General features: G+C 72.1%; 23 protein-coding genes and 2 pseudogenes. 13 read left to right on the forward strand and 12 right to left on the reverse strand.

Annotation, left to right across the window (positions count from 1 at the left end; all coding sequences use genetic code 11):
- Positions 1-6: 6 nt before the first annotated feature.
- Genes AB0M88_RS18880 through AB0M88_RS18895 form a run of 4 tightly spaced genes read right to left on the reverse strand, consistent with a single transcriptional unit; the run spans position 7 to position 5,183 of the window.
- Positions 7-1,275, reverse strand: coding sequence for a cation:proton antiporter (locus AB0M88_RS18880; protein ID WP_364103275.1), 1,269 nt, complete (start codon positions 1,273-1,275; stop codon positions 7-9).
- On the reverse strand, positions 1,272-2,627 hold the full coding sequence (locus AB0M88_RS18885) for a cytochrome P450 (RefSeq protein ID WP_364103278.1): 1,356 nt from the start codon (positions 2,625-2,627) through the stop codon (positions 1,272-1,274). Before AB0M88_RS18885 ends, AB0M88_RS18880 begins: the two co-directional genes overlap by 4 nt.
- Positions 2,624-3,646, reverse strand: coding sequence for an alpha-hydroxy acid oxidase (locus AB0M88_RS18890; protein WP_364103281.1), 1,023 nt, complete (start codon positions 3,644-3,646; stop codon positions 2,624-2,626). Before AB0M88_RS18890 ends, AB0M88_RS18885 begins: the two co-directional genes overlap by 4 nt.
- A 1-nt stretch (position 3,647) precedes the next feature.
- On the reverse strand, positions 3,648-5,183 hold the full coding sequence (locus tag AB0M88_RS18895; RefSeq protein WP_364103284.1) for an NAD(P)-binding domain-containing protein: 1,536 nt from the start codon (positions 5,181-5,183) through the stop codon (positions 3,648-3,650).
- 110 nt (positions 5,184-5,293) lie between these two features.
- Between AB0M88_RS18895 and AB0M88_RS18900 the strand changes: the two genes are divergently transcribed.
- Positions 5,294-6,673 (forward strand): fatty acid--CoA ligase family protein, encoded by a 1,380-nt coding sequence (locus AB0M88_RS18900; protein WP_364103287.1) that lies wholly within the window; start codon positions 5,294-5,296, stop codon positions 6,671-6,673.
- 29 nt (positions 6,674-6,702) lie between these two features.
- On the opposite strand, the pseudogene AB0M88_RS18905 reads toward AB0M88_RS18900, so the two are convergent.
- Positions 6,703-6,897, reverse strand: a pseudogene (locus tag AB0M88_RS18905) (hypothetical protein); the annotation flags it as partial.
- A gap of 236 nt (positions 6,898-7,133) precedes the next feature.
- Between AB0M88_RS18905 and AB0M88_RS18910 the strand changes: the two are divergent.
- The 5 genes and pseudogenes from AB0M88_RS18910 to AB0M88_RS18930 form a co-directional block, all read left to right on the forward strand.
- Positions 7,134-7,358 (forward strand): annotated as a pseudogene (locus AB0M88_RS18910) (transposase); the annotation flags it as partial.
- A gap of 545 nt (positions 7,359-7,903) precedes the next feature.
- Entirely contained in the window at positions 7,904-8,836 is a 933-nt protein-coding gene (locus tag AB0M88_RS18915) for a cyclase family protein (RefSeq protein WP_364103294.1), read from the forward strand.
- Positions 8,837-8,918: 82 nt separating this feature from the next.
- Positions 8,919-9,941 carry a zinc-binding dehydrogenase gene (locus AB0M88_RS18920; RefSeq protein WP_364103297.1) on the forward strand — a complete coding sequence of 341 codons (1,023 nt, stop codon included), beginning with the start codon at positions 8,919-8,921 and terminating at the stop codon, positions 9,939-9,941.
- Positions 9,942-10,017: 76 nt separating this feature from the next.
- Complete coding sequence (locus tag AB0M88_RS18925; protein ID WP_364103300.1) at positions 10,018-11,673, forward strand: ATP-binding protein; 1,656 nt, start codon at positions 10,018-10,020, stop codon at positions 11,671-11,673.
- Between the two features lie 67 nt (positions 11,674-11,740).
- Positions 11,741-12,208, forward strand: coding sequence for a hypothetical protein (locus tag AB0M88_RS18930; RefSeq protein ID WP_364103303.1), 468 nt, complete (start codon positions 11,741-11,743; stop codon positions 12,206-12,208).
- Between the two features lie 180 nt (positions 12,209-12,388).
- On the opposite strand, the gene AB0M88_RS18935 is transcribed toward AB0M88_RS18930, so the two are convergent.
- On the reverse strand, positions 12,389-13,888 hold the full coding sequence (locus AB0M88_RS18935) for a carboxylesterase family protein (protein ID WP_364103306.1): 1,500 nt from the start codon (positions 13,886-13,888) through the stop codon (positions 12,389-12,391).
- A gap of 149 nt (positions 13,889-14,037) precedes the next feature.
- Here AB0M88_RS18935 and AB0M88_RS18940 point away from each other — a divergent pair, with 149 nt between their 5' ends.
- Positions 14,038-15,231: a GAF domain-containing sensor histidine kinase gene (locus tag AB0M88_RS18940; RefSeq protein ID WP_364103309.1), complete on the forward strand. Its 1,194-nt coding sequence runs from the start codon at positions 14,038-14,040 to the stop codon at positions 15,229-15,231.
- Here AB0M88_RS18940 and AB0M88_RS18945 read toward each other — a convergent pair.
- From AB0M88_RS18945 to AB0M88_RS18955, 3 genes are read right to left on the reverse strand one after another with little or no spacing between them, the layout of a single operon-like run.
- Positions 15,228-15,764: an SAM-dependent methyltransferase gene (locus tag AB0M88_RS18945; protein ID WP_364103312.1), complete on the reverse strand. Its 537-nt coding sequence runs from the start codon at positions 15,762-15,764 to the stop codon at positions 15,228-15,230. The genes AB0M88_RS18940 and AB0M88_RS18945 overlap by 4 nt on opposite strands.
- A gap of 17 nt (positions 15,765-15,781) precedes the next feature.
- Positions 15,782-16,306, reverse strand: a complete 525-nt coding sequence (locus tag AB0M88_RS18950) for a YbhB/YbcL family Raf kinase inhibitor-like protein (protein WP_364103315.1) — start codon at positions 16,304-16,306, stop codon at positions 15,782-15,784.
- A 30-nt stretch (positions 16,307-16,336) separates the two neighbouring features.
- On the reverse strand, positions 16,337-17,182 hold the full coding sequence (locus AB0M88_RS18955; RefSeq protein WP_364103318.1) for a helix-turn-helix transcriptional regulator: 846 nt from the start codon (positions 17,180-17,182) through the stop codon (positions 16,337-16,339).
- Positions 17,183-17,284: 102 nt separating this feature from the next.
- On the opposite strand from AB0M88_RS18955, the gene AB0M88_RS18960 reads away from it, so the two are divergent.
- The 3 genes from AB0M88_RS18960 to AB0M88_RS18970 all read left to right on the forward strand — a co-directional run bounded on the left by AB0M88_RS18960 (position 17,285) and on the right by AB0M88_RS18970 (position 21,277).
- Entirely contained in the window at positions 17,285-18,175 is an 891-nt protein-coding gene (locus AB0M88_RS18960; RefSeq protein WP_364103321.1) for an SDR family NAD(P)-dependent oxidoreductase, read from the forward strand.
- A 38-nt stretch (positions 18,176-18,213) separates the two neighbouring features.
- Positions 18,214-18,969 (forward strand): methylenetetrahydrofolate reductase, encoded by a 756-nt coding sequence (locus AB0M88_RS18965; protein WP_364103324.1) that lies wholly within the window; start codon positions 18,214-18,216, stop codon positions 18,967-18,969.
- Positions 18,970-19,045: 76 nt separating this feature from the next.
- Entirely contained in the window at positions 19,046-21,277 is a 2,232-nt protein-coding gene (locus tag AB0M88_RS18970) for a glycosyltransferase family 39 protein (RefSeq protein ID WP_364103327.1), read from the forward strand.
- Here AB0M88_RS18970 and AB0M88_RS18975 read toward each other — a convergent pair.
- The gene (locus AB0M88_RS18975; protein ID WP_364103330.1) at positions 21,271-22,143 is read right to left on the reverse strand and encodes a LysR family transcriptional regulator; all 873 of its coding nucleotides are present in this window, start codon (positions 22,141-22,143) and stop codon (positions 21,271-21,273) included. The two genes, AB0M88_RS18970 and AB0M88_RS18975, sit on opposite strands and share 7 nt — an antisense overlap.
- An 84-nt stretch (positions 22,144-22,227) precedes the next feature.
- Between AB0M88_RS18975 and AB0M88_RS18980 the strand changes: the two genes are divergently transcribed.
- Positions 22,228-23,406, forward strand: a complete 1,179-nt coding sequence (locus AB0M88_RS18980; RefSeq protein WP_364103333.1) for an MFS transporter — start codon at positions 22,228-22,230, stop codon at positions 23,404-23,406.
- 21 nt (positions 23,407-23,427) lie between these two features.
- Here the strand turns inward: AB0M88_RS18980 and AB0M88_RS18985 are convergent, their stop codons facing one another.
- Positions 23,428-23,781: a nuclear transport factor 2 family protein gene (locus tag AB0M88_RS18985; RefSeq protein ID WP_364103336.1), complete on the reverse strand. Its 354-nt coding sequence runs from the start codon at positions 23,779-23,781 to the stop codon at positions 23,428-23,430.
- Positions 23,782-23,855: 74 nt separating this feature from the next.
- Between AB0M88_RS18985 and AB0M88_RS18990 the strand changes: the two genes are divergently transcribed.
- Entirely contained in the window at positions 23,856-24,824 is a 969-nt protein-coding gene (locus AB0M88_RS18990) for an RNA polymerase subunit sigma-70 (protein ID WP_364103339.1), read from the forward strand.
- A 90-nt stretch (positions 24,825-24,914) separates the two neighbouring features.
- On the forward strand, positions 24,915-25,997 hold the full coding sequence (locus AB0M88_RS18995; RefSeq protein WP_364103342.1) for an aldo/keto reductase: 1,083 nt from the start codon (positions 24,915-24,917) through the stop codon (positions 25,995-25,997).
- A 148-nt stretch (positions 25,998-26,145) separates the two neighbouring features.
- On the opposite strand, the gene AB0M88_RS19000 is transcribed toward AB0M88_RS18995, so the two are convergent.
- A complete protein-coding gene (locus tag AB0M88_RS19000; RefSeq protein WP_364103345.1) occupies positions 26,146-26,547 on the reverse strand; it encodes a hypothetical protein in 402 nt (133 codons plus the stop codon).
- Positions 26,548-26,576: the final 29 nt, after the last annotated feature.

Consider the following 26,576-nt stretch of genomic DNA (forward strand, 5'->3'; position numbering starts at 1 on the left):
TTTTGCCTAGTGAACATTTGCTGATGCAACAATCTGCGAACCCGGCCGGGCCGCGCGCAGCGACCGCCGCTCCAGATAGGCCAGCATCGGCGAGGTCATGATCGTGGTGACCAGCGCGACCAGCACCAGCACGGTGAACAGCGCCGAGTTGACGATGCCCGCGTCCAGCCCGACGTTGAGCGCGATCAGCTGCATCAGCCCGCGGGCGTTCATCAGCGCGCCGACCCGCAGCGCCACCTCGTTCGACTCGCCGCGCAGCCGCGCCGCGGCCCAGCAGGCGCCGAACTTGCCGACGATCGCCAGCACCACGCACGCCACCGCGAAGGCGAGCACCTTCGGGTCGCCGAACAGCCCGAACTCGGTCCGCAGCCCGGAGTAGGTGAAGAACAGCGGCACGAAGACGGTCGACGCGATCGGGGTCAGCGTGTCGACGACCTTGTCGGCCCGCTCGTTGCGGGGCATGACGACGCCGAGGATGAAGGCGCCGAAGACCGCGTACAGGCCGATCTCGTCGGTGTACCACGCGATCAGGAACAGCAGCGCACAGGTGCCGAGCAGCCGGCCCTGATCGCCGATCCGGCTGCTCTCGAACAGGGCGGCCGTCACACGGCGGCCGACCAGCCAGAGCACCAGCGCCAGCACGATGACGCCGCCCAGCGCGAGCACCGCCGGCCGGGCCTTTCCGGAGGCGAACGACAGGACGACCGCCAGCAGCAGCCAGGCGCCGCCGTCGTCGACCGCGCCCGCGGCCAGCGACAGCGAGCCGTGCCGGGTGCCGGCCAGACCCCGCTCGGTGATGATCCGGGCCAGCATGGGAAACGCGGTGATGGCCAGCGCGACGCCGACGAAGGCGGCCGAGACGGTCAGCGAGACCCCGGGCTTGCGCATCGGCACGGCCTTGTCGGTGGCGAGCACCAGCAGCGCGCCGAGGACGAGCGGCACGGTCACCCCGGCCGCTGAGATCGTTCCCGCGGTGCCGGCGATCCGGCCACTGCGGTGGCTCATGAAGGCGTAGCCGGTCTGGAACATGTACAGCACCAGCCCGATCTGGCCGACCACATAGAGCACGGGCAGCAGCGGCGGCGGGAAGACGGCGTGCGAGACGCCGGGCAGGAGCAGGCCGAACAGGGACGGGCCGAGCAGCACGCCGGCCAGCATCTCGCTGACCACCGGCGGCTGCCCGACCTTGGCCAGCAGCCAGGAGACCACCCGGCAGAAGGCCAGGATCACCGCGACCGCGATGAAGAACCGGGGTGCCAGTTCGGTAGGGGTCAACGGAGTGCCTCCTCGAAGTAGGTCGCGCACAGCCGCTGCCGCCGGGCATCGACCACCATGTAGGTCCCGAGCACGAGCTGTTTGACGCCGCGCCCGGCGTCGGCCCACCGGTCGGCCAGGCGCATCCCGGCCAGGCGGGCCGGTCCGGGCCCGGAGATTCCGGGCGGTGAGAGGTACGCCGGTCCGCGGCTCGGCAGCGACCGGGTGTGCGACGCGCTGGACGCCAGAGCGAACCGGCGCAGCACCTCCCGGGTGACCGCGCGCAGCATGACCGGCGCCGAGCCGCGCGCCGGGCAGGCCCGGTTGGCGGTCACGCCGAACGGGATGAAGTTCGCCTCGGACCGCTTCAGCGTCAGCCAGCGGCCGGGATCGAACCGGTCGTCGCCGGCCCGCCCGGTGCGCTGGAAGGCCAGATAGTTGAAGAGCAGCACGGAGCCGGCCGGCAGCGTGGTGTGCTCGTCGACCACGATCGGCGCCGAGGTGATCCGGTGGGCGACGCCGAACAGCGGGTGCACCCGCAGGGTCTCGTCGACCACCCGGTCGATGGCGTCGTCCTCGTCGAGCGTGGCCGTCAAACCGTGCCGCACGTCCGGGTGCTGGGCGATCGCCAGCAGCACGTGGGCCATCGCCTCGGACATCTGCACGACCGCGGTGTTGAAGAACGCGCCCTGCAGATACCAGGCCGTCTCCTGGAGCGTGAACTCCGGCGGCAGCGTGATCGGGCAGGTGCCGTCCGCGAGCCGGTTCACCAGATAGGCCGTCATACGGTCGCGCCGGTCCATGTGCCGCAGGCTCGTACCTTTGAGCGCGGTCACGACGTCGTTCGCGTTGCCGACGATCAGGTCGCGGACCCCGGGCGGGCAGCGCTCGCCGAAGACTAGTTCGAAGTAGACCTCGGCCCAGATCGGCATGGTCAGGTCGCGCAGGCGGACCTTGCTGATCCGGTCGCGCGGCAGGGCGTCGAGCACGCGCCCGGCCGCGGTGACGGCCAGCCGCTCCGACTCGGTGTGCGGCACGGCCAGCACCCGGCGGGTCACCCGGGCCACCGAGCGGTAGCGCTCGCCCGGCTCCAGGTGCTCCTGGTGCATCTGCGGGCCCGGGGCCAGCCAATACCAGAACAGGTCGGAGAGCCCGGCACCGCGACTGCGCCCGTCGGCCGCCGGATCGGAGTAGACCCGCTCGAAGTGCTCGGCGCCGACCAGCGGGCCCGGCACGGGGATGCCCTCGCCGCCGTTCACCCGGGTGAAGATCCACTCGCGGAGGCGGATCACGAGCGGTGGCAGCCAGTGGGGAAGGCTCCACGCCGCGCCGAGAACGGCGATGGTCAGGAGGACTGTCGCTACGGCCCTCATACGATCAGATCCGCGGTCAGATCGGCCGGTCGCTTCGCTCCGGCCAGCGCGAGGACGTGGTCGAGGTCGCCGCGCAGGTGGGCCAGCAGATCGCGTACGCCCGCGGGCCCACCCGCCGCGAGCGCCCAGACCACCGGTCGCCCGATGCCGACCGCGTCGGCGCCCAGCGCCAGCGCGGTGAGAATGTCGGTCCCGCGGCGCACTCCGCCGTCCAGAAGCACCGGAATCCGGCCCTCGACGGCCGCCACGACCGCGGGCAGCGCGTCCAGGGTGGCGATCGTGCCGTCCAGCTGACGGCCGCCGTGGTTGGAGACGAGGATCGCGTCGACCCGGTCGGCGGCGATCCGCGCGTCGGCCGGGTGCAGCACGCCCTTGAGCACGATCGGCAGGCCGGTGAGCGCGCGCAGGCGGCCGACCACGTTCCAGGTGAGCGCCGGATCCATCGCGATGTCGCGCGGCCGGCCGTCCGCGTCGCGCATGTTCTCACAGGCCAGGCCCGGTGGCAGGTCGGTGAAGCCGTTGCGGAGGTCGCGCTCGCGGCGGCCGTACACCGGCGAATCCACGGTCACGACCAGCGCCCGGCAGCCCGCCTTCTCGGCCCGGCCGACCACGTGCTTCTCGAACTCGGCGTCCGGCTGCGGGTAGAGCTGGAACCACAGCGCGGCACCGGTGGCCGCGATCCGCTCGATCGGCTGGGTCGCGGCCATGCTGACCACCATCACGACACCCTCGGCCGCCGCCGCGCCGGCCGTGCCCTCCTCACCGGACGGATGGGCGAGCCGGTGGAAGGCGGTGGGGGAGAGCAGCAACGGCATCGACATCTCGGTGCCGAGCAGGGTCGTGCGCAGGTCGCGCTCGCCGACGCCCCTCAGCACGCGGGGGACGATCCTTCTCGCTTCGAAGGCGGCCTCGTTCCCGCGTACGGTCCTCTCCTGGCCGGCACCGCCGGCGAAGAAATCCCCATGCGCGGGTTCGAGGTTTGCCTGTGCGGCGGCCGCCAGCTCGGCCGGCGTGCGCACCTCACGCCCCGGCCAGCACGCGGCCCACGAAATCGGCCAGCGGAGTGACGTGCACGTCGGGCCGGTTCCACATGTTCTCGAGGTTCTCGGCCAGGTGGTGGGTGGCCTGCACGGTGCCGCCACGGAAGTGCCGGATCACCGGGTGCAGGTACGCCGCGTCGTGCGCCTGCCCGACCGAGTTCTGCGCGATCCGCTTCACCGTGATGTCGAACGGGTCGACCTTGTCGTGGTCGGGACCGTATTCGAGGGTGATCGCGAACGCGTCGTCGTAGCCACCGAGGCCGCCCTCGGCGAAGAAGTCGAGCGGCACCTCCTCGTGGTACCTCCTGCCGCCACCGCGGACGGTCACCACGTCGGCGAGGAAGCCGAACTGCTGCCAGAGGGCGCTCGTCCGGTTGACCCGCTCGATGATCGCCGCGGTGATGTCCGGGGTCTCCCGCGACGGCCACGGCGTGTCCGCGTAGCGCTGCTCGAGGATCTTGTGGAGTGCCCGCGCGCCGTAGCGGAAACCGTGGATGAAGCCGCTGGTCGATTTCTTGAAGTCGCGGACCTGGGTGATGGTGCCGGCGAAATAGAGGCCGGGCACGTTGGTCGACTCCCAGGCCGAGGTCTGGGCCGGGAACCGGTCCTTGATCGTCAGCTCGGGGCGGCAGCTCTCGTCGAAGATGCCCGCGTCGAAGGCGAATCCGGTGCACAGCAGCACCCGGTCGTAGTGCAGCTCCTTGACCACCTCGTCGGCCCGCGAGAACGCGAACATCACCTTGAGGTGGTCGCCGTCCCGCTCGATCGACCGGACGTTGCCGTCGAGCACCGCGTTGCCCGCCTTGAGCTGGTACGTGTCCAGGAAGTTGGCGTTCACGGCGCGCAGGTGACCGACGAAGTGCGTACGCCACGCCAGGTGCACCGAATGCGGCCCGGCGACGTGCAGCACCGAGGTGGTCTCGATCAGGTTGTCGGCGGTCTCGAAGGCCGAGTTGGCCTTGCCGAGCACCAGCACCCGCTGATTCGTGAAGTCCTGCGGGTCGACCGACATCGTGTCGTAGCCCTCGGCCAGCTCCAGCCCCGGGATGTCGGGGCGGTAGGCGCGGGTGACTCCCGTCGCCACGATCAGCCGCTTGGCCCGCCAGCTCTCGTCTCTTGTTCGGACGACGAACTCGTCGCCCTCTTTGGAGATCCGGGTGACGTCGGCTTGGTAGCGGATCCGGACGCCGGTCTTGGCGGCGAAGTCGGCCAGATAGTCGACGAACGCCTCGGCGGGCGGGAAGTAGCGCACGCTGTAGTTCTTGAACAGCAGCGACGGGTCGTCGCTGAGCAGCGAGTTCCAGTCCATCCGCATGCTGAACTCGGGGTCGTCGCTGCCGGTGTACACCTTGTTCAGCGAGATCAGCGTGCGGTGCCGCGGATAGCGGGTGAAGAAGGTGCCCGGGGCGTCACCCCGTTCCAGCACCAGATAGTCGCGCTTTCCCTCGGCCTCGAGTTGGGACGCCAGCTGGAGCCCGGCCGGGCCGGCCCCGATGATCAGGTAATCGAGAGTCACCGGGCCGACGCTAGGAGCGTTATATCAGAGAAATTTCAGTAAAGCGCCCCTTTGTGCAGGTAGAAACCCTATCTCAGAACTCTCTGAGAACGCCCGGCTACCGTCCGCCCATGGATCTCTGGCCACAGCCGCTTCTTGATCTTGTTTCCGCCCGGGGCGCTGAACCCTTGTTCGAACAGGGTGACCGCGTGGTCTCGGGAAACGAGATGATGTCCCTGATCCGGCGGATCGCCTCGGGACTGCGCGCGGCCGGGGTGTCGCCGGGCGACGGCGTGGTGCTGCAGCTGGGGGTGGCGCCGGAGACGTTCGCCGCCATCGTCGCGGCGTTCGCGGTCGGTGCGCGCGTGGCCGGGGTACGCCCGGACCAGCTGCGCCACGTGATGACGACCTCGGGCGGGCTGCTGATCGACGACGCCGCGCTGCCGGCCCTGCTTGCGGCCGAGGACCGGCCCCTGGTCGTCTCCGGCCGCCCCGGCGACATCGCCCGGATCGTCTACACCAGCGGCAGCACCGGCCTTCCGAAGGGCTGCTGCCAGACGTACGCCGCGATCAGCGCGCGGGAGCAGGCCGTGCCGTCCCGGTGGTCACCGGGGACCCGCTCCTTCGCGGAACGGATGAGCCGGTTCCTGGTCTTCGGGTCCCTGTCGGCCCAGGTGATGTTCGAGTATTCGGTGCTGGCCATCGCCTCCGGCGGCATGCTGGTGGCGGCCGAGCCGCCGATCTATCCGGAGGCGGTGGCCAAGCTCCGGGCCACCGCGGGTGTGATCACGGTCGGGCGGCTCCACCAGCTGGTGAAGGCGCAGCGGGCCGAACCGGCCGACCTGTCATCGCTGCAGGGCCTGATGGTGAGCGGTTCACCGATCGAGCCGGCCCGCCTGGCGGACGCGCTCGATGTGCTCGGCCCCGTTCTGTTCAACGGGTATGGCCAGACCGAGGCCGGGCTCATCGCGATGATCACACCTGACGAACTGCTGACCTCTCCCTCCCTTCTCTCCTCGGTCGGACAGCCACCGCCGCATGTGCAGGTCGAAGTGCGCGGCGGTGAGCTGTACGTCCGTACGCCCTGGCAGTCCACGTTCTACTGGGACGACCCGGCCGAGACGGCCGAAGTCTTCGTGGACGGCTGGGTGCGGACACGCGACCTCGCTTCCATCGGCCCGGACGGCTATCTACGGCTGGAGGGCCGCGCCCGGGACGTCATCATCGTGCAGGCCGAACTGGTCTACGCCGGCCCGATCGAACGCGCGCTGGCCTCCTCTCCGACGGTCGCCGAGGCGTACGTGGTGGGCCGCCCGGACGAGGACAGCGGCGAGGCGGTCCACGCGTTCGTGGTGGCCGCCCCGGCGAGCACACCCTCCCTTTCGGAGCTGCGGGACCTGGTGGCGGCCCGCCTCGGACCCAAAGCCGTCCCCGCGACCATCACTCTCATCGACGCCGTGCCGGTGGCACCGAGCGGCAAGCCGGACAAGAATGCCCTGCAGGTGCCGTGACGGCCGGTGAGCGCCGACAGTTGCTGGACGGCCTCGTAAAGCAGGGCCCGCGCCTCGGATGGGGCGATTCCGAGGCGGCGGGCGGCCTGCTGGGGAGTCCGCTTGCGGAAGAAGGTCTCCACAAGGATCTCCCGGTGTGACGCCGGCAGACCACGGATGACCGTCTCGATCGGCGGCCCTCCGGCGTCACGGTGGGTGCGGGGGGTGGCAAGTGGGGTGGGCACAAAAAGTACTCTGGCCTGCGCGGCAGCAACATTCCAGTGCGCAGGTGCGTCACAGACAGTGAGTGCTGGTCTCGCTCCACAGTGCTACGTAAACGACGGGCGTGGCAGCTCCGGCCACGGATTTCCGGGGTGTCGACATCCTGTGACAGCCGGAAAGGAAGCGGCCTGACCAATCCCGACAGGGGCCGCTCCGGCCGTCCCGGCCCGAACACTGACCGTGACGGGCCTGGGCCTGTGGTCATCAGGTGGCCTGTCTGCCGGGTCTGGCCCTGCGCCCGGACTCGGCGAAGACCGACACCCGCGACGCCTTCGTGTTCACGGACGCCGCCCGGACCCCGCCGCACACGCTGCGCCACGCCGGCGACGAAGCCCTCGCCGGGCGGCACATGCTGGTCGGCTTCGACAACGACCTGCCCGCCGAGTCGACGCGGCTGACCAACCGCATCCGCGGCCTGCCCACCCAGAACCCAGCCACTCTGCAACGCGCGCGTTCGGCGAGAACACCAGCGGGGGAACGCCGGGAAGGGGTGGGAAGCAGCCCCGACAACGCCGGGACGGATCGGCACTGCCAGACGGTCCGGGTTCGGCAAGCGAGGTCAGAAGGTGCAACGAGAGTGAACCAGTGGTTGAAGCTCCGTAAGCGTGGTGCCGGCTCGAACCTGGTGGATCTGGGCCGGACGCAGCGCGCGGTTCCTGTGCTGCGGAGGAACCGCCTCCCGGACGACGCCTTCGGGCGGCGGCTGGGTGACCGTGGTGAATGTCTGCGGCGTAGCCGTGGTGAAGCCGCCGGAGTAGAGCTGGGCGCCGTCCTGGTCGAGAGGCCGGCACCGCGCCTCGGGCCGACCCCACCGCTTGATCAAACCTATAGGGCCCCGCGGGCCAGGACGAATATTTCCGGCCGGCCGGCGACGAGGTTGCGAGCAAAGGGGAGCCGGCACCCGCGTACCGTACCGAGGTGCTCTGAGCCGTCGGGCCCGGCGGCGGGACTGGAGGAGTCGATGCTGGGATGACGGTCACGCAGGACGACGTGCTCGGCTATTTCGACACGCTGTCGAACTGGGGGCGGTGGGGTGACGACGACGAGCGCGGCACTCTGAACCACATCACTGACGACGTCCGGCTGGCGGCGGCGCGGGCCGTGCGCCACGGCCGCAGCGTGTCGTGCGGGTGGGTGGTTGCCGTGCCGGAGGACATGGAGCGGTCGACGACCTCGTGCCCGCGCGCCGCCGAGATGCCCGGTGGCGAGAACATGCCGGCCGCCTTCCACGCCGACCGGCGCTGGGGGTTCTCGTCCGAGCGGCTCGGTCTCACCTTTCACGGCAACACGGTGACCCATGTCGACTCGCCGTGCCACCTCTTCTGGGACGGCATGATGTACAACGGTCGGCCGCACTCGCTGGTCGACGCCGCGACGGGATCGGCGTGGGCGGCGGTCACGGCGGCGGCGAACGGGATTGTCACCCGTGGGGTGCTGCTGGACATCGCGCGGGTCCGCGATGTGCCGTGGCTGGAACCGGGGCAGGGCGTGTTTCCCGACGATCTGGAGGAGGCCGAGGGCCGCCAGGGTGTGCGGGTGCGGTCCGGTGACGCGGTGTTGCTGCGGACCGGGCGCGGCCGTGTCCGGTCCGAGGCCGGCGGCGGTTTTGCGCAGGCCGGCTGGCACGCGTCGTGCCTGCCGTGGCTGCACGAACGCGGGGTCGCGCTGATCGGGGCCGACACCCCGCAGGAGGTTCAGCCGTCGGGATACGACGACGTGCTGATGCCGGTTCACGCGGTGGGTCTGGTGGCGATGGGTCTGTGGCTGCTCGACAACTGCGATCTGGAGTTGTGCGCGGCGACGGCGGCCGAGTTCGGCCAGTGGGACTTCCAGCTCGCGGTCGCGCCGGTCCGCTTCGCCGGCACGTCGGGCAGCCCGGTCAACCCGATCGCCACCTTCTGACCCCGGCGCACCGGAGGGCGTCCGCAAGACCCGGACCGTCACGGGGGAGTGGCAGGATGGCGGAGGACGAAGGGAGGTCCGCGTGCCGACTGAGACCAACCTGACCGCGCGGTTCCACGCCGCCCGGGACGTGCGGCTGGCCGAGGAGCCGATGCCGAAGGTGCGTGACGGCGAGAGCCTCGTGCGGATCACCGCGGTCGGGCTCTGCGGGTCCGACCTGCACTGGTTCGACGAGGGCGGCATCGGGGACGCCCGCATCACGAGCCCGCTGGTCGGCGGGCACGAGATGGCCGGCGTGGTCGAGGGCGGCGATCTGGACGGCGTGCGGGTCGCGGTCGACCCGGCGATCCCGTGCCATCACTGCGACCTCTGCGTGGCCGGGCACCCCAACCTCTGCCGCAACATGGTCTTCGCCGGGCACGCGAACTGCGACGGCGGGTTCCAGCGCTACCTCGCCTGGCCCACCGCCCGCCTGCACCCGCTGCCCGACAGCCTGAGCGACTCCGACGGCGCGATGCTGGAGCCGCTCGGGGTCGCGGTGCACGCGGTCGACCTGGGCCACGTGCGGCTCGGCGCGAGCGTGGCGGTGATCGGGTCCGGGCCGATCGGGCTGCTGATGATCCAGGTGGCGCGGGCGGCCGGGGCGGCCCGGGTGCTGGCCGCCGATCCGCTGCCGCACCGGCGGCAGGCGGCGATCGAGCGGGGCGCCGACGCGGTGCTCGATCCGTCGGAGCCGCGCTACTACGAGCGGCTGGACGAGTTCACCGACGGGCTCGGAGTCGACGTGGCGTTCGAGATCGCCGGGACCGACTCGGCGATCGACGCCGCGGTCGGGGTGGTGCGGCCGGGTGGGCGGGTCGTTCTCGCCGGCATCCCGAGCGCCGAGACCTCGGCCTTCCCGGCCAGTCCGGCCCGGCGCAAGGGGCTGACCTTCAGCATGGTGCGGCGGATGAAGGAGGTCTATCCCCGGGCGACCGCTCTGGTGACGGGCGGGCTGGTGGACGTACGGAATCTGGTCTCGGACCGCTTCCCGCTGGCCGACGTCTCGGCCGCGTTCGAGGCCGCCGTGGCACGTCAGGGCCTCAAGATAGTTTTAAACCCCTAATTTGCGACAAATCTGGATGAAGCGACACATGTGAATCCGGACCACATATCGGTACTCGCACCACCACAATGAAGCGGTGAGCACCGTGGCCCGCGACACCGAGAGCCGGCCCTGGCTTGTGCACCCGCCGGCCGGAAACCGGACACACCTCGACAACGGCCCCATGGTGGATGCCGGCGCGGCGTCGTCCGAGGTCCATTCGGGGGGCCTGGCGCGATCGGCGGCCGGCCGCCTGGCGGCGCTCACGGCCCGGGGCGCCGGTGCGGCCAGCGCGATGATCCACCTGGCCGAGGGGCCGCACATGCGGTTGATCGGCGGCTATGCCCTGCCGGCCGGATTCCTGCCGATGCAGCAGGTGCCGATCGCGCTCACGCTGGCCGGCATGGTGATGCGGCTGCGGTTCCCGGTGGTCATTCCCGACCTGGCGGCCGACAAGCGGCTGCCGTCCGAGGCCCCGGCCCGGTCGGCCGGCATCCGCGCGTACGCCGGCTTCCCGGTCCGCGACCCGCTCGGCGAGGTGGTGGGCGTCTGCGCGGTGATGGACTACGTGCCGCGCGAGTGGACGCCGATGCAGCTCGCGGCGGCCGACGACGGCGCGCAGGCGTGCACGGCGTTCGTGGCCGAGCGGCGGGCCCGCGACGCCGAACGGGAGCAACGGCACTTCCTGGACACCCTTCTCAACAGCCTCGACACCGGCGTCGCGGCCTGCGACCCGAGCGGCCGCCTGGTGATCGTCAACCGCTCGTTGGCCGACCGGCTCGGCCCGGGCGGCACCGCCGGGAGCCTGGAGGAGTGGGCGGCCCGGGTGCCGGTCACCGACGCGGACGGCCACCAGGTCACGCCGACCCAGCTGCCGCTGATGCACGCGCTGCGCGGCGAGCAGGTACGCGGCGCCGAGCAGGCGCTCCGCCTGCCCGACGGCGGCTCTCGGCGGCTGCGGGTCAACGCCCACCCGATCACCGACGAGCAGGGCCGCCGGCTGGGCGCGGTCTCGGTCTTCCACGACGTCACCGAGGCCCGCCGCGCCGACGACCTGCAGCGGGCGCTCGGCCGGGCCAAGGACGAATACCTCAACCTGGTCGGCCACGAGCTGCGTACGCCGCTGACCGTGATCGCCTCCTACCTCGACCTTCTCGCCGACGGCGACCCGGCCACCCCGCTCGCCGACAGCATGACGATGGTCGACGCCGCCCGCCGGGGCAGCGACCGCCTGCGCCGCCTGGTCGAGGCCCTGCTCGACCTGTCGGCCCTGGACAGCGGACGCGCCCGCCTGCACCTGTCCGACCTCGACCTGACCCACGTGGTCACCGAGGCGGTCCGTCAGGTCGCCGACCGGGCCGCGGCCCGGAACATCACGCTCGTGGAGCGGCTGCCCGACGGCCTGCCGATGCACGCCGACCCGGACCGGCTCACCCAACTGGTCGGCGCCCTCCTCGACAACGCGATCACCTACCCGCAGCCCGGCGGGACGGTGACCGTGACGTTGGGCATCGCCGGCAGCCACGTGTACATCGAGGTCGCCGACGACGGCCCGGGCATCCCCGACACCGAGCAGCCGCTGGTCTTCGAGCGCTTCTTCCGCGGCGCGGTCGCCACCGAACGGGCCATTCCGGGGGCCGGCCTGGGCCTGGCCACGGTCCGGCTGATCGCCGAACGGCACGGCGGCTCGGCCACCGTGATCCCGGAGACCGGCCGCAGCGGCGCCACCTTCCACGTCACGCTGCCCCGCTGACCCCTCCCCGGCTTCCGCGGCACCGCGGTTGCGGGAACCGGGCTCCGGCGTGCGGGGTCCAACCGGCATGCCTACTTCCCGTTCCGGTTGGGTGGCCGCAGCCTTGGCTCTGGCCGCGCTCGCGGGCTGCGAACACGACGTGATGAAGGTTCCGATCGCCACCTATTCGGTCGCCGCCCTGCCGCTGCTGACCGCCGCCCAGACCCGAGGCCTGGTCAGCGTGCCGTGGGTCCTCCCGACGTCCGCCCCCGCCGGCGACCCGCGGTTCCTCGAGGTGCCCGCCGGGATCTGCTCTCAACCGCGCGGAGTTGTCGTCACCGAGACTCCGGCCGCCGTCACGGTCCAGATCTTCGCGACGATCACCCGGTGCACCGCGGAGGCCGACGGCTTCGTCATCGCATCGGTCGATCTGCCCCACCCCCTCGGCACCCGCACCCTGCGGCACGGCCCGGTCATGCCCGCGGGCCCGGTCGCCGGCACCGCTCCGCCGGCCCGTCAGAAACCGCCTACGCGGTCACAAAGCCCTCGGGCGTAGAGCCGGGCGAAGGCTTCGCGCTCCCGAGCCGGCCGGTCGGTGACGATCACGCGGTCGCCGGCGGCGAGGTAGCCGGCCGGGCCGAGGCCGAGGCCGGTGACGAGGACGGTGCGACGACCTGTTGTCAGGTCAACATCACGGTCGAGATCGTGTTTACCTGACAACAGGCCGTCGGGTGGATCACACCTGCGAATCCCAGAAGGAGCACTGGTGTTCGGCGGCGAACTCGGCGTCGCTGATCAGCCGGCTGTGGCCGCCCGCCCGCAGCGAATAGAAGCCGTGGGACGGCCAGCCCGGCGTACCGGAAGAAGCGAAACGTGCCCACGCCGCCTTCATGTCCCGGGCCAGCCGCCGCTCGGCGGCGTTGAACGTCGGCGCGATCGGCGTGCCGTTGTCGAAGCTCGGGAACAGGTAGGCCAGCTCGGCCGCATGGCCGGCGCCCCAGACGTAGCCCGGGATCGGCGTCAGGCCGGGCCCGGTGCGATGGTCGAACTCGTAGGCGTAGACCCGGGTCCACCGGGCCAGCGAGTGGGTCAGACGGCGGTCGGCGCAGCCGCCGATGCCGCCCACCGCGCCCGAATCGGTCATGATCGCGCCGACCAGGTAGGCCGCGGTGAACTGGTCGGCGCCGGCTGGCCAGGGGTAGTGGGCCAGCACCGCCGCGCCGTAGGTCGTGGTCACATAGGCGACATATTGCGCCTCGGTCTGGCCGATGAAGCCCTGGGCGAAGGTCCGGCCCTCGTCCCGGTTCGAGCCGATCACGATCGGCACGCGGGCGAACCGCCCCGATGCGACGGCGACGGCCGGATCGGCCGGGAGGGTCGGGGTTCCCCGAACCAGACCGAACGACCCTTGCGGTGCGTCGATCAACGCGCTCACTGACGTACGGCGCAGGCAGGCCACATCCGCACAGCCGACCGCCGACTCGAGGGCCGCGCCCGACGCCTCGGCCTGCGCCCGGGTGCGGGTCGTGCACGAGCCGCTCTGCATCATGGCCTGGGCGAACAGCCCGCGTGACCCCGGCGCCACCAGGTGCCCGCACACCGACCAGCCGCCCGCCGACTCGCCGCCGACCGTGACCCGCCGCGGATCACCGCCGAACGCCGCGACGTTGCGCTGGATCCACCGCAGGGCCGCCTGCTGATCCTGGAAGCCGTAGTTTCCGCTCTCGCCGCCCTCCGCGGTCAGCCCGGCCAGCCCGAGGAAGCCGAGCACCCCGAGCCGGTAGTTGAAGCTGACCCCGATCACCCCGGTCTGGCGCACGACGGCCGCCATGTCGGCCTGGTTGGAGCTGCCGTTGACCAGGCCGCCGCCGTGGATGAACACATAGACCGGGCGGTGATCGCCGGCGCGGACCCCGGTGGGCCGCTGCACGTTGACGAACAGGCAGTCCTCGGCCTCGGTGCGGGGGCCGTTGGTGCTGGCCGCGGCCGCGCACCGGTTGCCGTAGGAGGTGGCCGGCGCGACACCCGGCCAGGGGGCGGCCGGCTGGGGCGGGCGCCACCGGAGGTTGCCGACCGGTGGAGCGGCGTAACGGATGCCGAGGAAACTGTCGACACCCTGGTCGCGTACGCCCGCGACCGCACCCTTGTCGGTGTGCGCGACCAAAGTCGATGAATGGGACCCGGTGCCGCCGGGAAATACTCCGCCTGGAAGGGCGAGGACGGCGGCGATAGACAACGACGCGAGTCTATGCATTCTCTTACCCGACGCCTGCCGCGACCGAGATGTCAAGAACTGAGCTGCACCCGAAGGGCAACCGCCGGCCGCTGGAGACGGCCCGGCCGGAGCCGATGTTCATTACCTCGCTCCGGTGAAGGTGGGGAACAGTGGAACCACGGTCAGAGGAAGCGCGCCTCGTCGCCCTGCACAGCTACGGGCTGCTCGACGCGGCGCGCCCGGCGGTGCTGGACGAGCTGTCCCGGCTGGCCGCGTCGGTGTTCGACACCCCGATGTCGTCGGTCACCCTGGTCGACGCCGACCGGCAATGGTTCGCGGGCCGGACCGGCCTGGCCAACGACCAGGATCCGCGGGACATTTCGTTCTGCGCCCGCGTGGTCGAGCAGGGCGCGCCGCTGATCGTGCCGGACGCCCGGGCGCACCCGGTGTTCCGCGACTACGCCAACGTGACCGGCCGGCCGCACATCCGGCTGTACGCCGGCGCACCGCTGATCGACCAGGACGGCTACCTGCTCGGCACGGTCTGCGTGCTCGACGACTCGCCGCGGCAGATCAGCGACCGGCAGACCGACGTGCTCGTGCAGCTGGCCGGGCAGGCGGCCGGGCATCTGTCCGGCATCCGGTCCCGGCTGCTGCTGGCCGACCTCGGCGACGAGCTGTCCCGCGCGGTCAGCCGCGAGGAGGACCTGGTCGCGGCGGTCTCGCACGAGCTGCGCACGCCGGTGACCAGCATCCAGGGCTACCTCGAGATGCTCACCGAGGAGGACGAGCTCGCGCCCTACCGCCGGTACATCGACCCGATCAGGCGCAACGGCGAGCGGCTGGTCAAAATGGTGGACCACCTGCTGGCCGGCACCCGCCCGGCCGACGCGCTGACCATCGACCGCACCCCGGTCGACCTGATCACGGTGGCCGAGGCGGCGATCGGCGCCAGCCAGGGCCACCAGGCCCACCGGGACGTACGCTGCGTGCTCGAGGTGACCGGCCGCCCGGCGCCGGTCCGGGGCGACTTCACCCGGCTCACCCAGGCGGTCGAGCAGCTCCTGCGCAACGCGATCGGCTTCTCGAAGGCCGGGCAGCTGGTGCGGGTGGCGGTCTCGTTCAGCGAGCGGGCGCCGTCGGTGCAGGTGATCGACGAGGGCACGGGCATCCCGGCCGACGAGCTGCCGCACGTGGCCGAGCGGTTCTACCGCGGCCGGTACGCCCGCGCGGAGGCGGTGGCCGGGGTCGGCCTGGGGCTGAGCATCGCCCAGTCGATCCTGTCCGCGCACGGCGGTTCGCTGCAGATCACGTCGCCCGGCCCGGGCCTGGGCACGACGGCCCGGATGTCGCTGCGGCCCTAGCCCTGGACTGCGACGCCGCCGTACATGTGGACGTGCTCGTCGGCGAACTCGCGGCCACCGGGACCCGGATGCCAGTGGTTGACGAGAACGACACCCGGGGCGAGCAGCTCGCGGCCGCCGAACAGGGCGGTCACCTCGGCCCGGTCGCGCGCCTTCTCCTCGAGGCCGCGCGCGACGTAGGCCGCCACACCCCGGTTGACCTCGTCGGGGGCGCTGTCGGCGGTGACGATCGAGAGGGCGAGCATGCTGCCTGGCACGAGCGGTTCCATCAGCCGCTCGATGATCGCGTGGGCGCGGGTCTCGTCGACCACGAACTGCAGGATGGCGATCAGGCTGAGCACGACCGGCCGTCTCAGGTCGAGCGCGTCCTGGGCGAAGGCGATGACGGCGGCCGCGTCGTTGAGGTCGGCCGAGAGGTAGGCGACGCCCGGGGCGGTCACCCGGGCCTGGCCCTGGGCGATCACGAGCGGGTCGTTGTCGACATAGACGACCCGGCAGTCGGGGGACACGGCCTGGACGACCTCGTGCTCCACACCGGACATTCTTGCCGTCAGCCGGTGTGCGTGACCAGCCCGGTGAGGCGTCCCTGAGCGGACGCGGACGACGAGATCTTCGCGAAGGCGTCGTCGATCGAGCTGTCGGCCGGTATGCCGGTCCGGCCTTTGAGGGCGTAGACCGTGAAACGGTAGTGATGGGTGCCCGACGGGGGACAGGGCGGCGTCCAGCCGGTCGAGCCGCCCGAGTTCCTGAGCTCGTGGGCACCCGCCGGCACCGAGTCGCCGACGGTCGCCGCGGAACCGGGCAGGTCGGCCACGACCCAGTGGTAGAAGTCGCCGCCGGGGGCGTCCGGGTCGTCGACGACGATCGCCCACGCCGGGGCGCTCACGCCGGACCAGGCCAGGGTTGGGCGGTGGCCCCCGCCCGTACAGGTGAAAGCGGATGGGATCGCCGAGCCGTCGGTGAAGTCGGAGCTGGTGACCGTCAGGTTTCCGCCCGAAGGCGCCGAAGGCGGCGCCGGGCTCTTGGAGCACCCGGCCAGCAGAAGTACGCACGAGAACAGCGCGAGCCGTCGCATGACGCTCATACTTCCAGGCCGGAGCCCGCGTCAGTCGACCAGCGTCTGGGTGCCGAGGACCACGGCCAGGGCGAGCCGCTCGGCGTCCTCGGTGCCCGGCTCCGCCGTGTAGACCGTGATGCGCAGGTCGTCGACCGCGACCAGCAGCGTGTCGCAGTCGAGCGTGATGCGCCCGACCGCCGGGTGGTCGACGACCTTCCGCTTCGAGGTGTCGGTCGTCGGCGGTGTCCCGTCGGACTCCCACAGGGTCATGAACCGCGGGCTCATCTCGCCCAGCGACGCCACCAGCCGGCGCAGGGCGCGGTCGGCCGGGTAGCGCGACGCCGTCAACCGCAGGTCGGCCACCAGCCGGGCCTCGTGGTCGGCCTGCTCCGGCGGCGTGTGCACGACCCGCGAGCGTGGCCCGAGCAGGTTGCGCCAGACCGCGTTGCGTTCGATGCCCTGCCACGTGGTCGTGTCGCCCATCAGTGCGTCGTAGGGCGCGTTGGCCAGCACGAGCGTCCACGTCGCGTCGTAGACGACGACCGGCGTGTGGGCCAGGCGGTCGAGCAGCCGCTGGATGCTCGGGGTGACGTGGGACGGGACGACGTCGAGGCCGGGCGCGGCGTGGCCGGCCAGGCGGTAAAGCAGATCGCGCTCGGCGACCGGCAGGCGCAGCGTGCGGGCGAGGGCCTCGACGACCTGGGCCGAGGGCGCGGTCGCGCGGCCCTGCTCGAGCCGGGTCAGATAGTCGGCCGAGATTCCGGCCAGGCCGGCCAGCTCTTCGCGGCGCAGGCCGGTCGCCCGGCGACGCCGGCCGACCGGAACCCCGACGTCCGAGGGCGCGACGCGGTCGCGCCAGCGTCTGACCGTACGCCCGAACTCCCACGACTCCACACGACCAGTCTCCGGCCCCACACCGTGGTTGTCCTGGCCCTGCTGTTCCTACGACAACGGGACGACTGCCGGACGGCCGGACCGTCCGTGACGCTCGAAGGTATGACAACCGTACTGATCACCGGCCCGACCCGCGGCCTGGGCCGCGCCGCCACCCTGGCCATGGCCGCGAGGCCGGAACCGCCCGAGCTGGTTCTCGTCGGCCGCGGCGGAAGCAGGCTCACCGAGGTCGCCGGGGAGGCCCGGGCGCGGGGAGCGCGGGTCCACGAGATCGGCTGCGACCTATCCAGCCTCGCCGACGTGCGGAAGGCGGCCGCGCGGGCCCGGGCGCTCGGCGTCAGCGTCGTGGTCGCCAACGCCGGTACCATGTCGGCCGACACGAGGCGGGCCTCCCGCGACGGCTACGAGCTGACCTTCGCGGTCAACTACCTCGCGCACGCGCAGCTGATCGGCGACCTCATCGGTGACCTGATCACCCCGGCCCGGATCGTGCTGCTCGGCTCGAACACCTACCACGCCAACTTCTGGCGGCGGCTGCTCGGCGTGCCCGGGGCCGACTGGCGCGACCCGGCCGACATCGCCCGCCCGGCGACCGGCGACCGGAACCCGGGTTTCCAGGCGTCCGGCGTCGCCTACTCGAACGCCAAGCTCGCGATCCTCTACTACGCCCACGAGCTCCAGCGCCAGGTCCGGGCCGGTGTGAACGTCGCCGTCTTCGAGCCCGGCTGGATGCCCGGCACGTCGCTCGGCCGGGACACCCCCGGGGCGCTCCAGGCGATCGGCCGCGGCCTGGCCCGCCTGCCCGGCGTCTCGACCCCGGAACGCTCCGGTCCCGCGCTCGCATCGGTCGCCCTCGACGCCCGGTGGTCGGGCCTGCGCGACGGCGCGTTCGTCGTGAAGAACCGGGTGACCGAGGTTTCGCCGGTCGCCGCCGACCGCAGCCGCGAAAGGCGCCTCTGGGAGGCCACGGCGGAGCTCCTCCAGGCGTCCTGAGCAGGCGGAATAGCCGAACCGGCCAACCCGTTATCCGGATGCACGATGCATCGGAGGCGCGGATGTTCAAGGACTTCTCGTTCGAGACGGTCGCCCGCCGGGCGGGCGAGCTCGCGGCCGTACGCGACGTGCTCCCACCCGGAACCCGCATCGCGATCCCGCACCTGACCGGCGACGACCTGCCGGCGCTCGTCGAGGCGGCCCACGCCGTACGGAAAATGGGTTTCGTCCCGGTGCCGCACCTCGCCGCCCGGCGGCTGGAGTCCGCGGCCGGCCTGGCCGGGCTGCGGGCGGCAACCGACCAGCTGTTCGTGGTCGGGGGTGACCCGGTGATGTCGCGGGGGCCGTTCCCGGACGGCCTGGCCCTGATCCGCTCCGGCCTGTTGGCCGAACACGGCTTTCGGTCGATCGGTCTGCCGGCCTATCCATCGGGCCATCCGCTGATCGACGACGACCGCCTGTGGGCCGACCTCGCGGCCAAGGTGGACGCCCTCGGCGAGCAGGGCCTGGCCGGGAGCGTGACGCTGCAGTTCGCGACCCGGGCGGCGGTCGGGGACTGGCTCGCCGAGTCGCGGCGCCGGGGCATCGACCTGCCGGTCCGGGTGAGCGTGCCCGGGGCGGGCGGCCTCTCACCCGCACTCGCCGCTCGTCTGGGCGTCGGCGCGGATGTCGAGCTCGACTTCCCGGACGGGTTGACGCTGCATTTCTCGCCCTTCGGCGCGCTGCGGGAGACCGCGCTGCTGGCCGGTGCCGGCCGGCTCCCGCTGGTCCCGGCGCCGGCCCTGGCGACTTGAGAGTTCGCCCGCTTTCCACAGGTTCCCCACAGTTTCGCCACACCGTTTCCGTAGGCGGCCGGGCGATTGTTCCGGCATGACGCTGACCCTCGACGGGGCGCCCGCGCCCGCGGTTGACGCCCCGACGCGACGGTTCACGATGCCCTGGACCCGCACCGCGTTGTGGCTGCTGCTCGCCGGCACGGCCGTGCTCTACCTGTGGGACCTGGGCGCCTCCGGCTGGGCCAACGACTTCTACGCCGCCTCGGCCCAGTCCGGCTCGATGTCGTGGAAGGCGTGGCTGTTCGCCTCCCTCGACCCGGGCAACGCGATCACGGTCGACAAACCGCCGGCCGCGATGTGGGTGATGGGCCTGTCGATGCGGCTGTTCGGCGTCAACAGCGGGGCGCTGCTGGTGCCGCAGGCGCTGATGGGCGTCGGCAGCGTCGCGTTGCTGGCCGCCACGGTCCGCCGCTGGTTCGGGCCGGTCGCCGGCCTGATCGCCGGCGCGATCCTGGCGCTCACCCCGGTGGCCGTCCTGATGTTCCGCTTCGACAACCCGGACGCCCTGCTGGTCCTGCTGATGACCGCGGCGGCCTATACGACCGTCCGTTCCCTGGACCGCGGCTCGTGGAGGTGGCTGGCCGGGACCGGCGTGCTGCTCGGGTTCGCCTTCCTGACCAAGATGCTGCAGGGCTTCCTGGTGCTGCCCGGATTCGCGCTCGCCTACCTGTTCTGCGCGCCGCTCTCGTGGCTTCGCCGCATCCGCGACCTGCTCATCGCCGGGGCCGCGCTGCTCGTCTCGGGCGGCTGGCTGGTCGCGCTGGTGTCGATCTGGCCGGCCTCCTCGCGCCCCTACATCGCCGGGTCGACCAACAACTCGCTCTGGCAACTGGCGATCGGCTACAACGGGCTCGGCCGCATCTTCGGCGGCGACGGGAACCGCGGCGGTGGGGGCGGTGGTGGCGGTTTCGGGGGCGGCTCGATGTTCGGGGGCGCGCCCGGCTTCGGCCGCATGTTCGGCTCGTCCTTCGGACTCGAGATCTCCTGGCTGCTGCCGGCCGCGTTGGTCGCGCTGGTCGCGCTGGTCGGCTTGCTCGCGCTGGCCGCGCGGCAATTTCCCGTACGCGCATCCGCCCTCATCTGGGGCGCCTGGACCCTGGTGACCGCGCTGACGTTCAGCTTCATGAGCGGCACCGTCCACCCGTACTATTCGATCGCCCTGGCCCCCGGGATCGCCGCCCTGGTCGCGATCGGCCTCCGCGTCCTGTGGGATCTGCGCGCCGGCGTGGCGGCCCGCGCCTTCCTGGCCGCGATGGTGCTGGCGACCGGCGTCTGGGACTTCGTGCTGCTCGGCCGGGTGTCGTGGGCGCCGAGCCTGCGCTGGGTGATCCTGGTCGCCGGCATCCTGGTCGCCGGGGTGCTGCTGGTGCCGCCGGCCCGCGTGGGCCGGGCCGCGCTGGCGGTCGCCGCGGCCGGGGTGTTGCCGCTCGGCCTGGGGAGCGCGGCCTGGGGAGTGACAACGGCCGGCACCGCCCACACGGGCTCGACGCCGACGGCCGGCCCGGCCGGGGTGTCGACGGGCGGATTCGGAGGCGGTGCCGGGGGCGGCTTCCCGGGCGGAGGACGCTTCCGCGGCAGCGGCAACGGCTCGAACGGTGGAGACTTCCCCGGCGGCGGGCCGAACGGCGCCGGCTTCCCGGGCGGCTCGGCCGCGGGCAGCGGCTCGGCTGACGGCAACGGTTCGGTCGCCGGCAACGGCTCGGCTGACGGGAACGGCTCGGCCGCGGGCGGCGGCTCGGCCGCCGGCAACGGCGCCGGTGGCGACGGGAGCGGCTCGGGCAACGGCGATGCGGCCGGCGGCGCCGGCTTGGGGAGCGCGAGCGGTGGCACTGGCTCGGCCGACGCCGGGACTGGCAGTCCTGCGGGTGGGGACGGCGTGCGCGCGTACGGAAATGGGCGCTCGGGGAATGGCAGCCAGCGCAACCGACGCGGGGGTTTCGGCGGCGGCCAGGCCGATGCCGCGGTGGTGACGCTGCTGAAGAGCGCCGGTGACGTGCGGTGGGCGGCGGCGACGAACGGCTCGATGGAAGCCGCTCCGTTGCAGCTGGCCAGTGGTGAGTCGGTCATGGCGATCGGCGGGTTCACCGGCAGTGACCCGTCGCCGACGCTCGCGCAGTTCCAGAAGTATGTGGCCGACGGCGACGTCCGCTACTACCTCAGTGGCGGACGGGGCTCGGGGAACCAGATCGAGCAGTGGGTGGCCGCCAACTTCGCGGCGACCACGGTTGGTGGCAGCACGGTCTATGACCTGACCAGACGTCAGTAGGGGCCGGCGGCCGAGACTATCGCGAGGAAGCGGGCGGCGGCCGGCGCCAGCGTGCGGTCGGCCCGCCAGGTCAGGCCGATCACCCGGGAGGCGCCCGGGTTGGCCAGGGGGACACCGACCGTGCCGGAGGCGCCGGCGAACTGCTCCGGCACCACGGCTACGCCCAGGCCGGCGCCGACCAGCCCTTCGATGGTGGCCAGGTCGCCGATCTCGAAGGCGATCCGGGGCGCGACGCGGGCCTCGGCGAACAGTCCGTCGAGGTGCTCGCGAAACCCGAACCCGGGCGGGATGCTGACGAAGTCCTCGCCCTCGAGGTCGGCCAGCCGCAGCCGCCGGCGGCCCGCGAAACGGTGCCCGGCCGGGACGACCACGACCAGCCGCTGCTCCTGCAGCGCCCGCCAGCCGTGGGGCGCGGCCGGCCGGCCCGAGACGATGGCCAGCTCGGCGACGCCGGTCGCCAGGTGGGGCATGATCTCGTGGCCCGGTTCCTGGCGCAGCTCGACCCGCAGAAGCGGGGCCGACGCCCGCACGTCGCGCAGCAGCCGGGGCACCAGCGAGGTCGACATCGAGTCGAGGAAGGCGAGCCGGACGGTCCCGGCGTCCGGGTCGAGCAGGCCGCCGAGGTCGCGGCGCAGACGGTCGTACCGTTCGACCAGGTCGCGGGCGGCGTCCAGGGTCACCGAGCCGAGCGGGTTGGGGTGCGCGCCGCGGGCGTCCCGCTCGAACAGCCGGGCGCCGAGCTCGGCCTCGACCCGGGACAGCAGGCGGGACAGGTTCGGCTGGCTGATGCCGAGCGCGGCGGCGGCCGACGTGACGTGTTCATGCTCACCGAGCGCCAGCAATCCGCGGAGGTCCTCGATCTGCATATCGAGGCATCATACGAGAACGGCATGACCTGCTGACGCTCCATGCATTGGACGTATAGACCCAGGTAGGTCGAGGGTTGAACGATGACCTACCAAGCCGGGGAGCCCGGCTACCGCCGGATCAGCCTGGCCCTGTTCGCGGCGGGCGTGGCCACCTTCGCCTCGCTCTACAGCACCCAGGCGGTCCTGCCCGAGCTCAGCGCGGCCTTCCACGTCTCGCCGGCCGCCAGCGCCTGGTCGCTCTCGCTCGCAACGATCGGCCTCGGCGTCGCCCTGCTGGTCACCGGCCCGCTGTCCGAGCGCATCGGCCGCACCCGGCTCATCCACCTCTCGCTCGTCCTCTCCGGCCTGCTCGGCCTGGCCTGCGCGGCCGCGCCGAGCTGGCCCGTCCTCCTGACGCTGCGGCTGCTTCAAGGCATCGCGCTGGCCGGGCTGCCGGCGGTCGCGACCGCCTATCTGCGGGAAGAACTTCACCCCGGTACGCACGCCCGCGCGGCCGGCCTCTACATCGGCGGCACCGCGCTCGGTGGCATGGCCGGGCGACTGACCTCGGGGCCGATCGCCGAGGCGTACGGCTGGCGGCCGGCCCTCGCCGCCGTGGCCGTTATCGGTCTCGTTTGTGCCGGCATCGCCGGGGTCACGCTGCCGGCGTCGCGGCACTTCGTCGCCCGCCGCACCTCCGCCCTCAGCGCGCGGGCGATCACCGACCCGGCGCTGCTCGCCCTCTACGGCATCGGCGCGTGCGCGATGGGCGCCTTCATCGCGGTCTTCAACGCGCTCGGATTCCGGCTGACCGCCGCTCCTTTCGCGCTCGGCGCCGGTGCGGCCAGCTCGGTCTTCCTGGTCTATCCGATCGGCTCGCTCAGCTCGGCGGTGTCCGGGCGGCTGGCCGACCGGTTCGGCCGGCGCGCGGTCATGCCGGCCGGCGCGGTGCTGACCGGGGCCGGCCTCCTGCTGACCCTTTCCGGACATCTGCCGGTGGTGGTGCTCGGGCTCGCGGTGCTGACCGCCGGGTTCTTCTGCCTGCACGGCGTGGCCAGCGGCTGGGTGCCGGTGCGCGCCCACGCCGGCGGGGTCGCGGCGGGCCAGGCCGCCTCGCTCTACCTGGTCGCCTACTACGCCGGGTCGTCGATCGCGGGCAGCCTGGCCGGGACCGCGTGGTCGGCCGGCGGCTGGGACGGTGTGGTGCTGCTGTCGGCGCTTCTGATCGCCGCGGCGGGGGCCCTCGCGCTGCGGCTGAGGAAGGTGCCGGCGATCGCTTGAGCCCTGCTTGTTTCTCTGTGGTCAGGAACGGGCCCGCACGAACGGCAGGCGGTCGAAAATGAATCGACTGTGGATGATTCTGCCGTCGCGAACGGTCACATACTCGGCCGCGGGAGCGCTCGCCACCAGGCGGGTCTCGGTGTCGTAGGCGACCAGGGCGTGTTCGTCGTCGCCGTAACCGCCGAACAGTTCGGCCCGCACCAGCATGCTGACGAACGGGGCCATGAATTCGCGGTACGCCGCCGCGCCCTCGAGCCGCCCGGCCGGCGCCTCGCAGACGATGCCGTCGGCGACGAACGTCATCGCCTTGTCGAGGTCGTGCCCGGTCCACGCCGCGTAGTAGTCCAGCGCCACCCGCAGTGCCTGGTCGCTCATCATGGTTCCTCTCGTGTCGTTTACCGGTACTGACACCGCTCGGCCCGGGAACGGAACGGTGCCAGGATGACCGGGTGGAGGAATTCGGGGACCGGATCGAGCCCTACCGGGCTGAGCTGCGCGTGCACTGCTACCGGATGCTCGGGTCGCTGACCGAGGCCGAGGACGTGCTGCAGGAGACGATGATCGCGGCGTGGCGGGGGCGGGACGGGTTCGAGGAACGGTCCTCGTTGCGTACCTGGCTCTATCGGATCGCGACCAATCAATGCCTCAACGCGCGGCGGGCGGCTTCCCGGCGCGTACCGGAAACGCCCAGGCCGCCCTTCACCCCGCCGCCGCCGAGCCGCCTGGCCGAAGTGACCTGGTTGGAGCCGTTCCCGGACACCCTGCTGGAGGCCGTGCCCGATCGGGCGCCCGGGCCGGAGGCCCGGTACGGCATGCGGGAGGCGATCGAGCTGGCGTTCGTCGTCGGACTGCAGCAGTTGCCGCCCCGGCAAACCGCGGTGCTGATCCTGAAGGACGTGCTCGGCTATTCGACCGGGGAGGTCGCGTCGCTGCTCGACACGACGGCGACCGCGGTGAAGGGTGCGCTGCAGCGGGCGCGGGCCACGCTCGGTGAGCCGCGTCCGGTTACCCCGCCCTCCTCGGACGAGCGGGCGCTCACGCGGCGTTTCGCGGACGCTTTCGAGGTGCGTGACATCGACGCGCTGGTCTCGCTGCTGACCGACGACGCGTGGCTGGCGATGCCGCCGGCGCCGCACGAATATCACGGGATTCCGGCGGTCCTGGAGTTTCTCGAGGTGAGCGGGGCGTGGCGGGGGGAGCGTGCGATGCGTCTGGAACCGGTCCGGGTCAATCGGCAATATGCGTTTGCCAGCTATCTCGACGGGGCGCGGGCCGGGTTGATGGTGCTGACTCTGCGGGGCGGGCGGATCGCCGGGATGACGCGATTCCTGTACGGCCTGGACCCCGCTTTCGCCAGGGCTTCCGGCTCGGTGGCCGGTGCTCCGGTGGCCCGGGCTTCCGGCTTCGTGGAGGAATAGGCAAGAGGCCGCGACGATCGGTCTACCTGGGCGGACGCGCCGGATGGAGATTGGAGATGTCCCTCCCACCTCGATCTCGGGAGCAATCAGATGCCGCTCGACCACTACGAGACCCTCGGCCGTTCCGGGCTGCGGGTCAGCCCGCTCTCCCTCGGCGCGATGACCTTCGGCGAGGACCCGCCCGGCGCCGGTTGCAGCGTCGAGGAGTCGGAGAAGATTCTCACCGGCTACCTGGAGCGCGGCGGCAACTTCATCGACACGGCCAACTTCTATACCAACGGCCATTCCGAGGCGATTCTCGGCGACTATTTCCACGCCCGCCCCGGAAGCCGCTCGCACGTCGTGCTGGCATCGAAGTTCTTCTTCAACATGTTCCCGGGCGACCCGAACGGCGGCGGCGCCGGGCGGGGGACCATCGCGGCCCAGCTGAACGAGACGCTGCGGCGGCTGCGCACCGACTATCTGGACCTGTATTGGATGCACAACTGGGACCGGAACACCCCGATCGAGGAGACCATGCGGGCCCTCGACGACCTGGTGCGGGCCGGGAAGATCCGCTACATCGGCTTCTCCAACACGCCGGCGTGGGTGACCGCCCAGGCCCAGACGATGGCGCTGCTGCGGGGCTGGACGCCGCTGGTCGCCCTGCAGGTGGAATATTCGCTGCTCGCCCGGACGGTCGAGGGCGAGTTGGCGCCGTTCGCCCGCGACCAGGGCATCTCACTGACCCCGTGGAGCCCGCTCAAGAACGGCTTCCTGTCCGGCAAGTACCGCCGCGACCTGGTCGTCACCGACTCGGCGCGCACGGCCCACGTCGGCGGCCCGTCGGACGCCGACTACGAGGTGATCGAAACCGTGGCGTCGATCGCGTCGGAACACGAGGTGTCGTCGTCGGCGGTCGCCCTGGCCTGGCTGCGGGCCCGTCCGGGCAGCGTGATCCCGATCGTGGGCGCGCGCCGGTTGGACCATCTGCTGGACAATCTGACCGCCCTCGAGGTGACGCTGACATCAGACCAGATCGCTCGGCTCGATGCCGTGTCGGCGCCCGACCTCGACTACCCGGCGCCGATGCACGGTCCGGCCCGGGCGATGCTGCAGTTCGCCGGCACCACGGTCGACGGCGAGTCGTCGGGGGTCTATCCGCCGTTGCTGGAGAGCGACGTGCGCTACTGACCGGCCGGCCTGGCACGCCCGGCCGGCCTGGCACGCCCGGCCGGCCTGGTCGGGCCGCCGCCGGGCCGCCAGGCGGTCAGCTTCTTTTCCGTACGCCTGCAGCCGCCCGCTGTGTGGGGAGCTCGGCGACCGCGCCAAGCCGGCGTCTCTAGCGGACGTCGACCGTGACGCTCCAGCCCTGCATGGCGAAGCAGGTCGGCGCGTTGCTGCTCGCCGGGCAGGCCGCGCGGGCGGACGACAGCGTCGCCTCGCCGCGATGGACGGCGTAGTAGTGCCCGGCCGTGACCCCGCGCGGGGTCATCGTGCCGACCACGCGGGCCTGCAGGGCGCGGCCGTTCTCGGCGATCGGCCGCCACCAGGTGGACGGATCGGCGTCGCGGCCCTTCACCTTGAGCTGGACCATGACGTGCTCGCCTCGCGGCACGCGGATGTGGCGGCCGTTGTCGGCCACGGTCAACGTGATCATCTTGGGGGAGGCCGCTTGCGCCGGGGCGGCTCCGAGTGCGGTCACAGCCGCCGCGGTGAGGGCCAGGGCCATGGTTCGCTTCATCGTCAACCTCCGGAAATGCCGTATTTGTC

The organism is Actinoplanes sp. NPDC051411, from assembly GCF_040682075.1.
GTDB lineage: Bacteria > Actinomycetota > Actinomycetes > Mycobacteriales > Micromonosporaceae > Actinoplanes.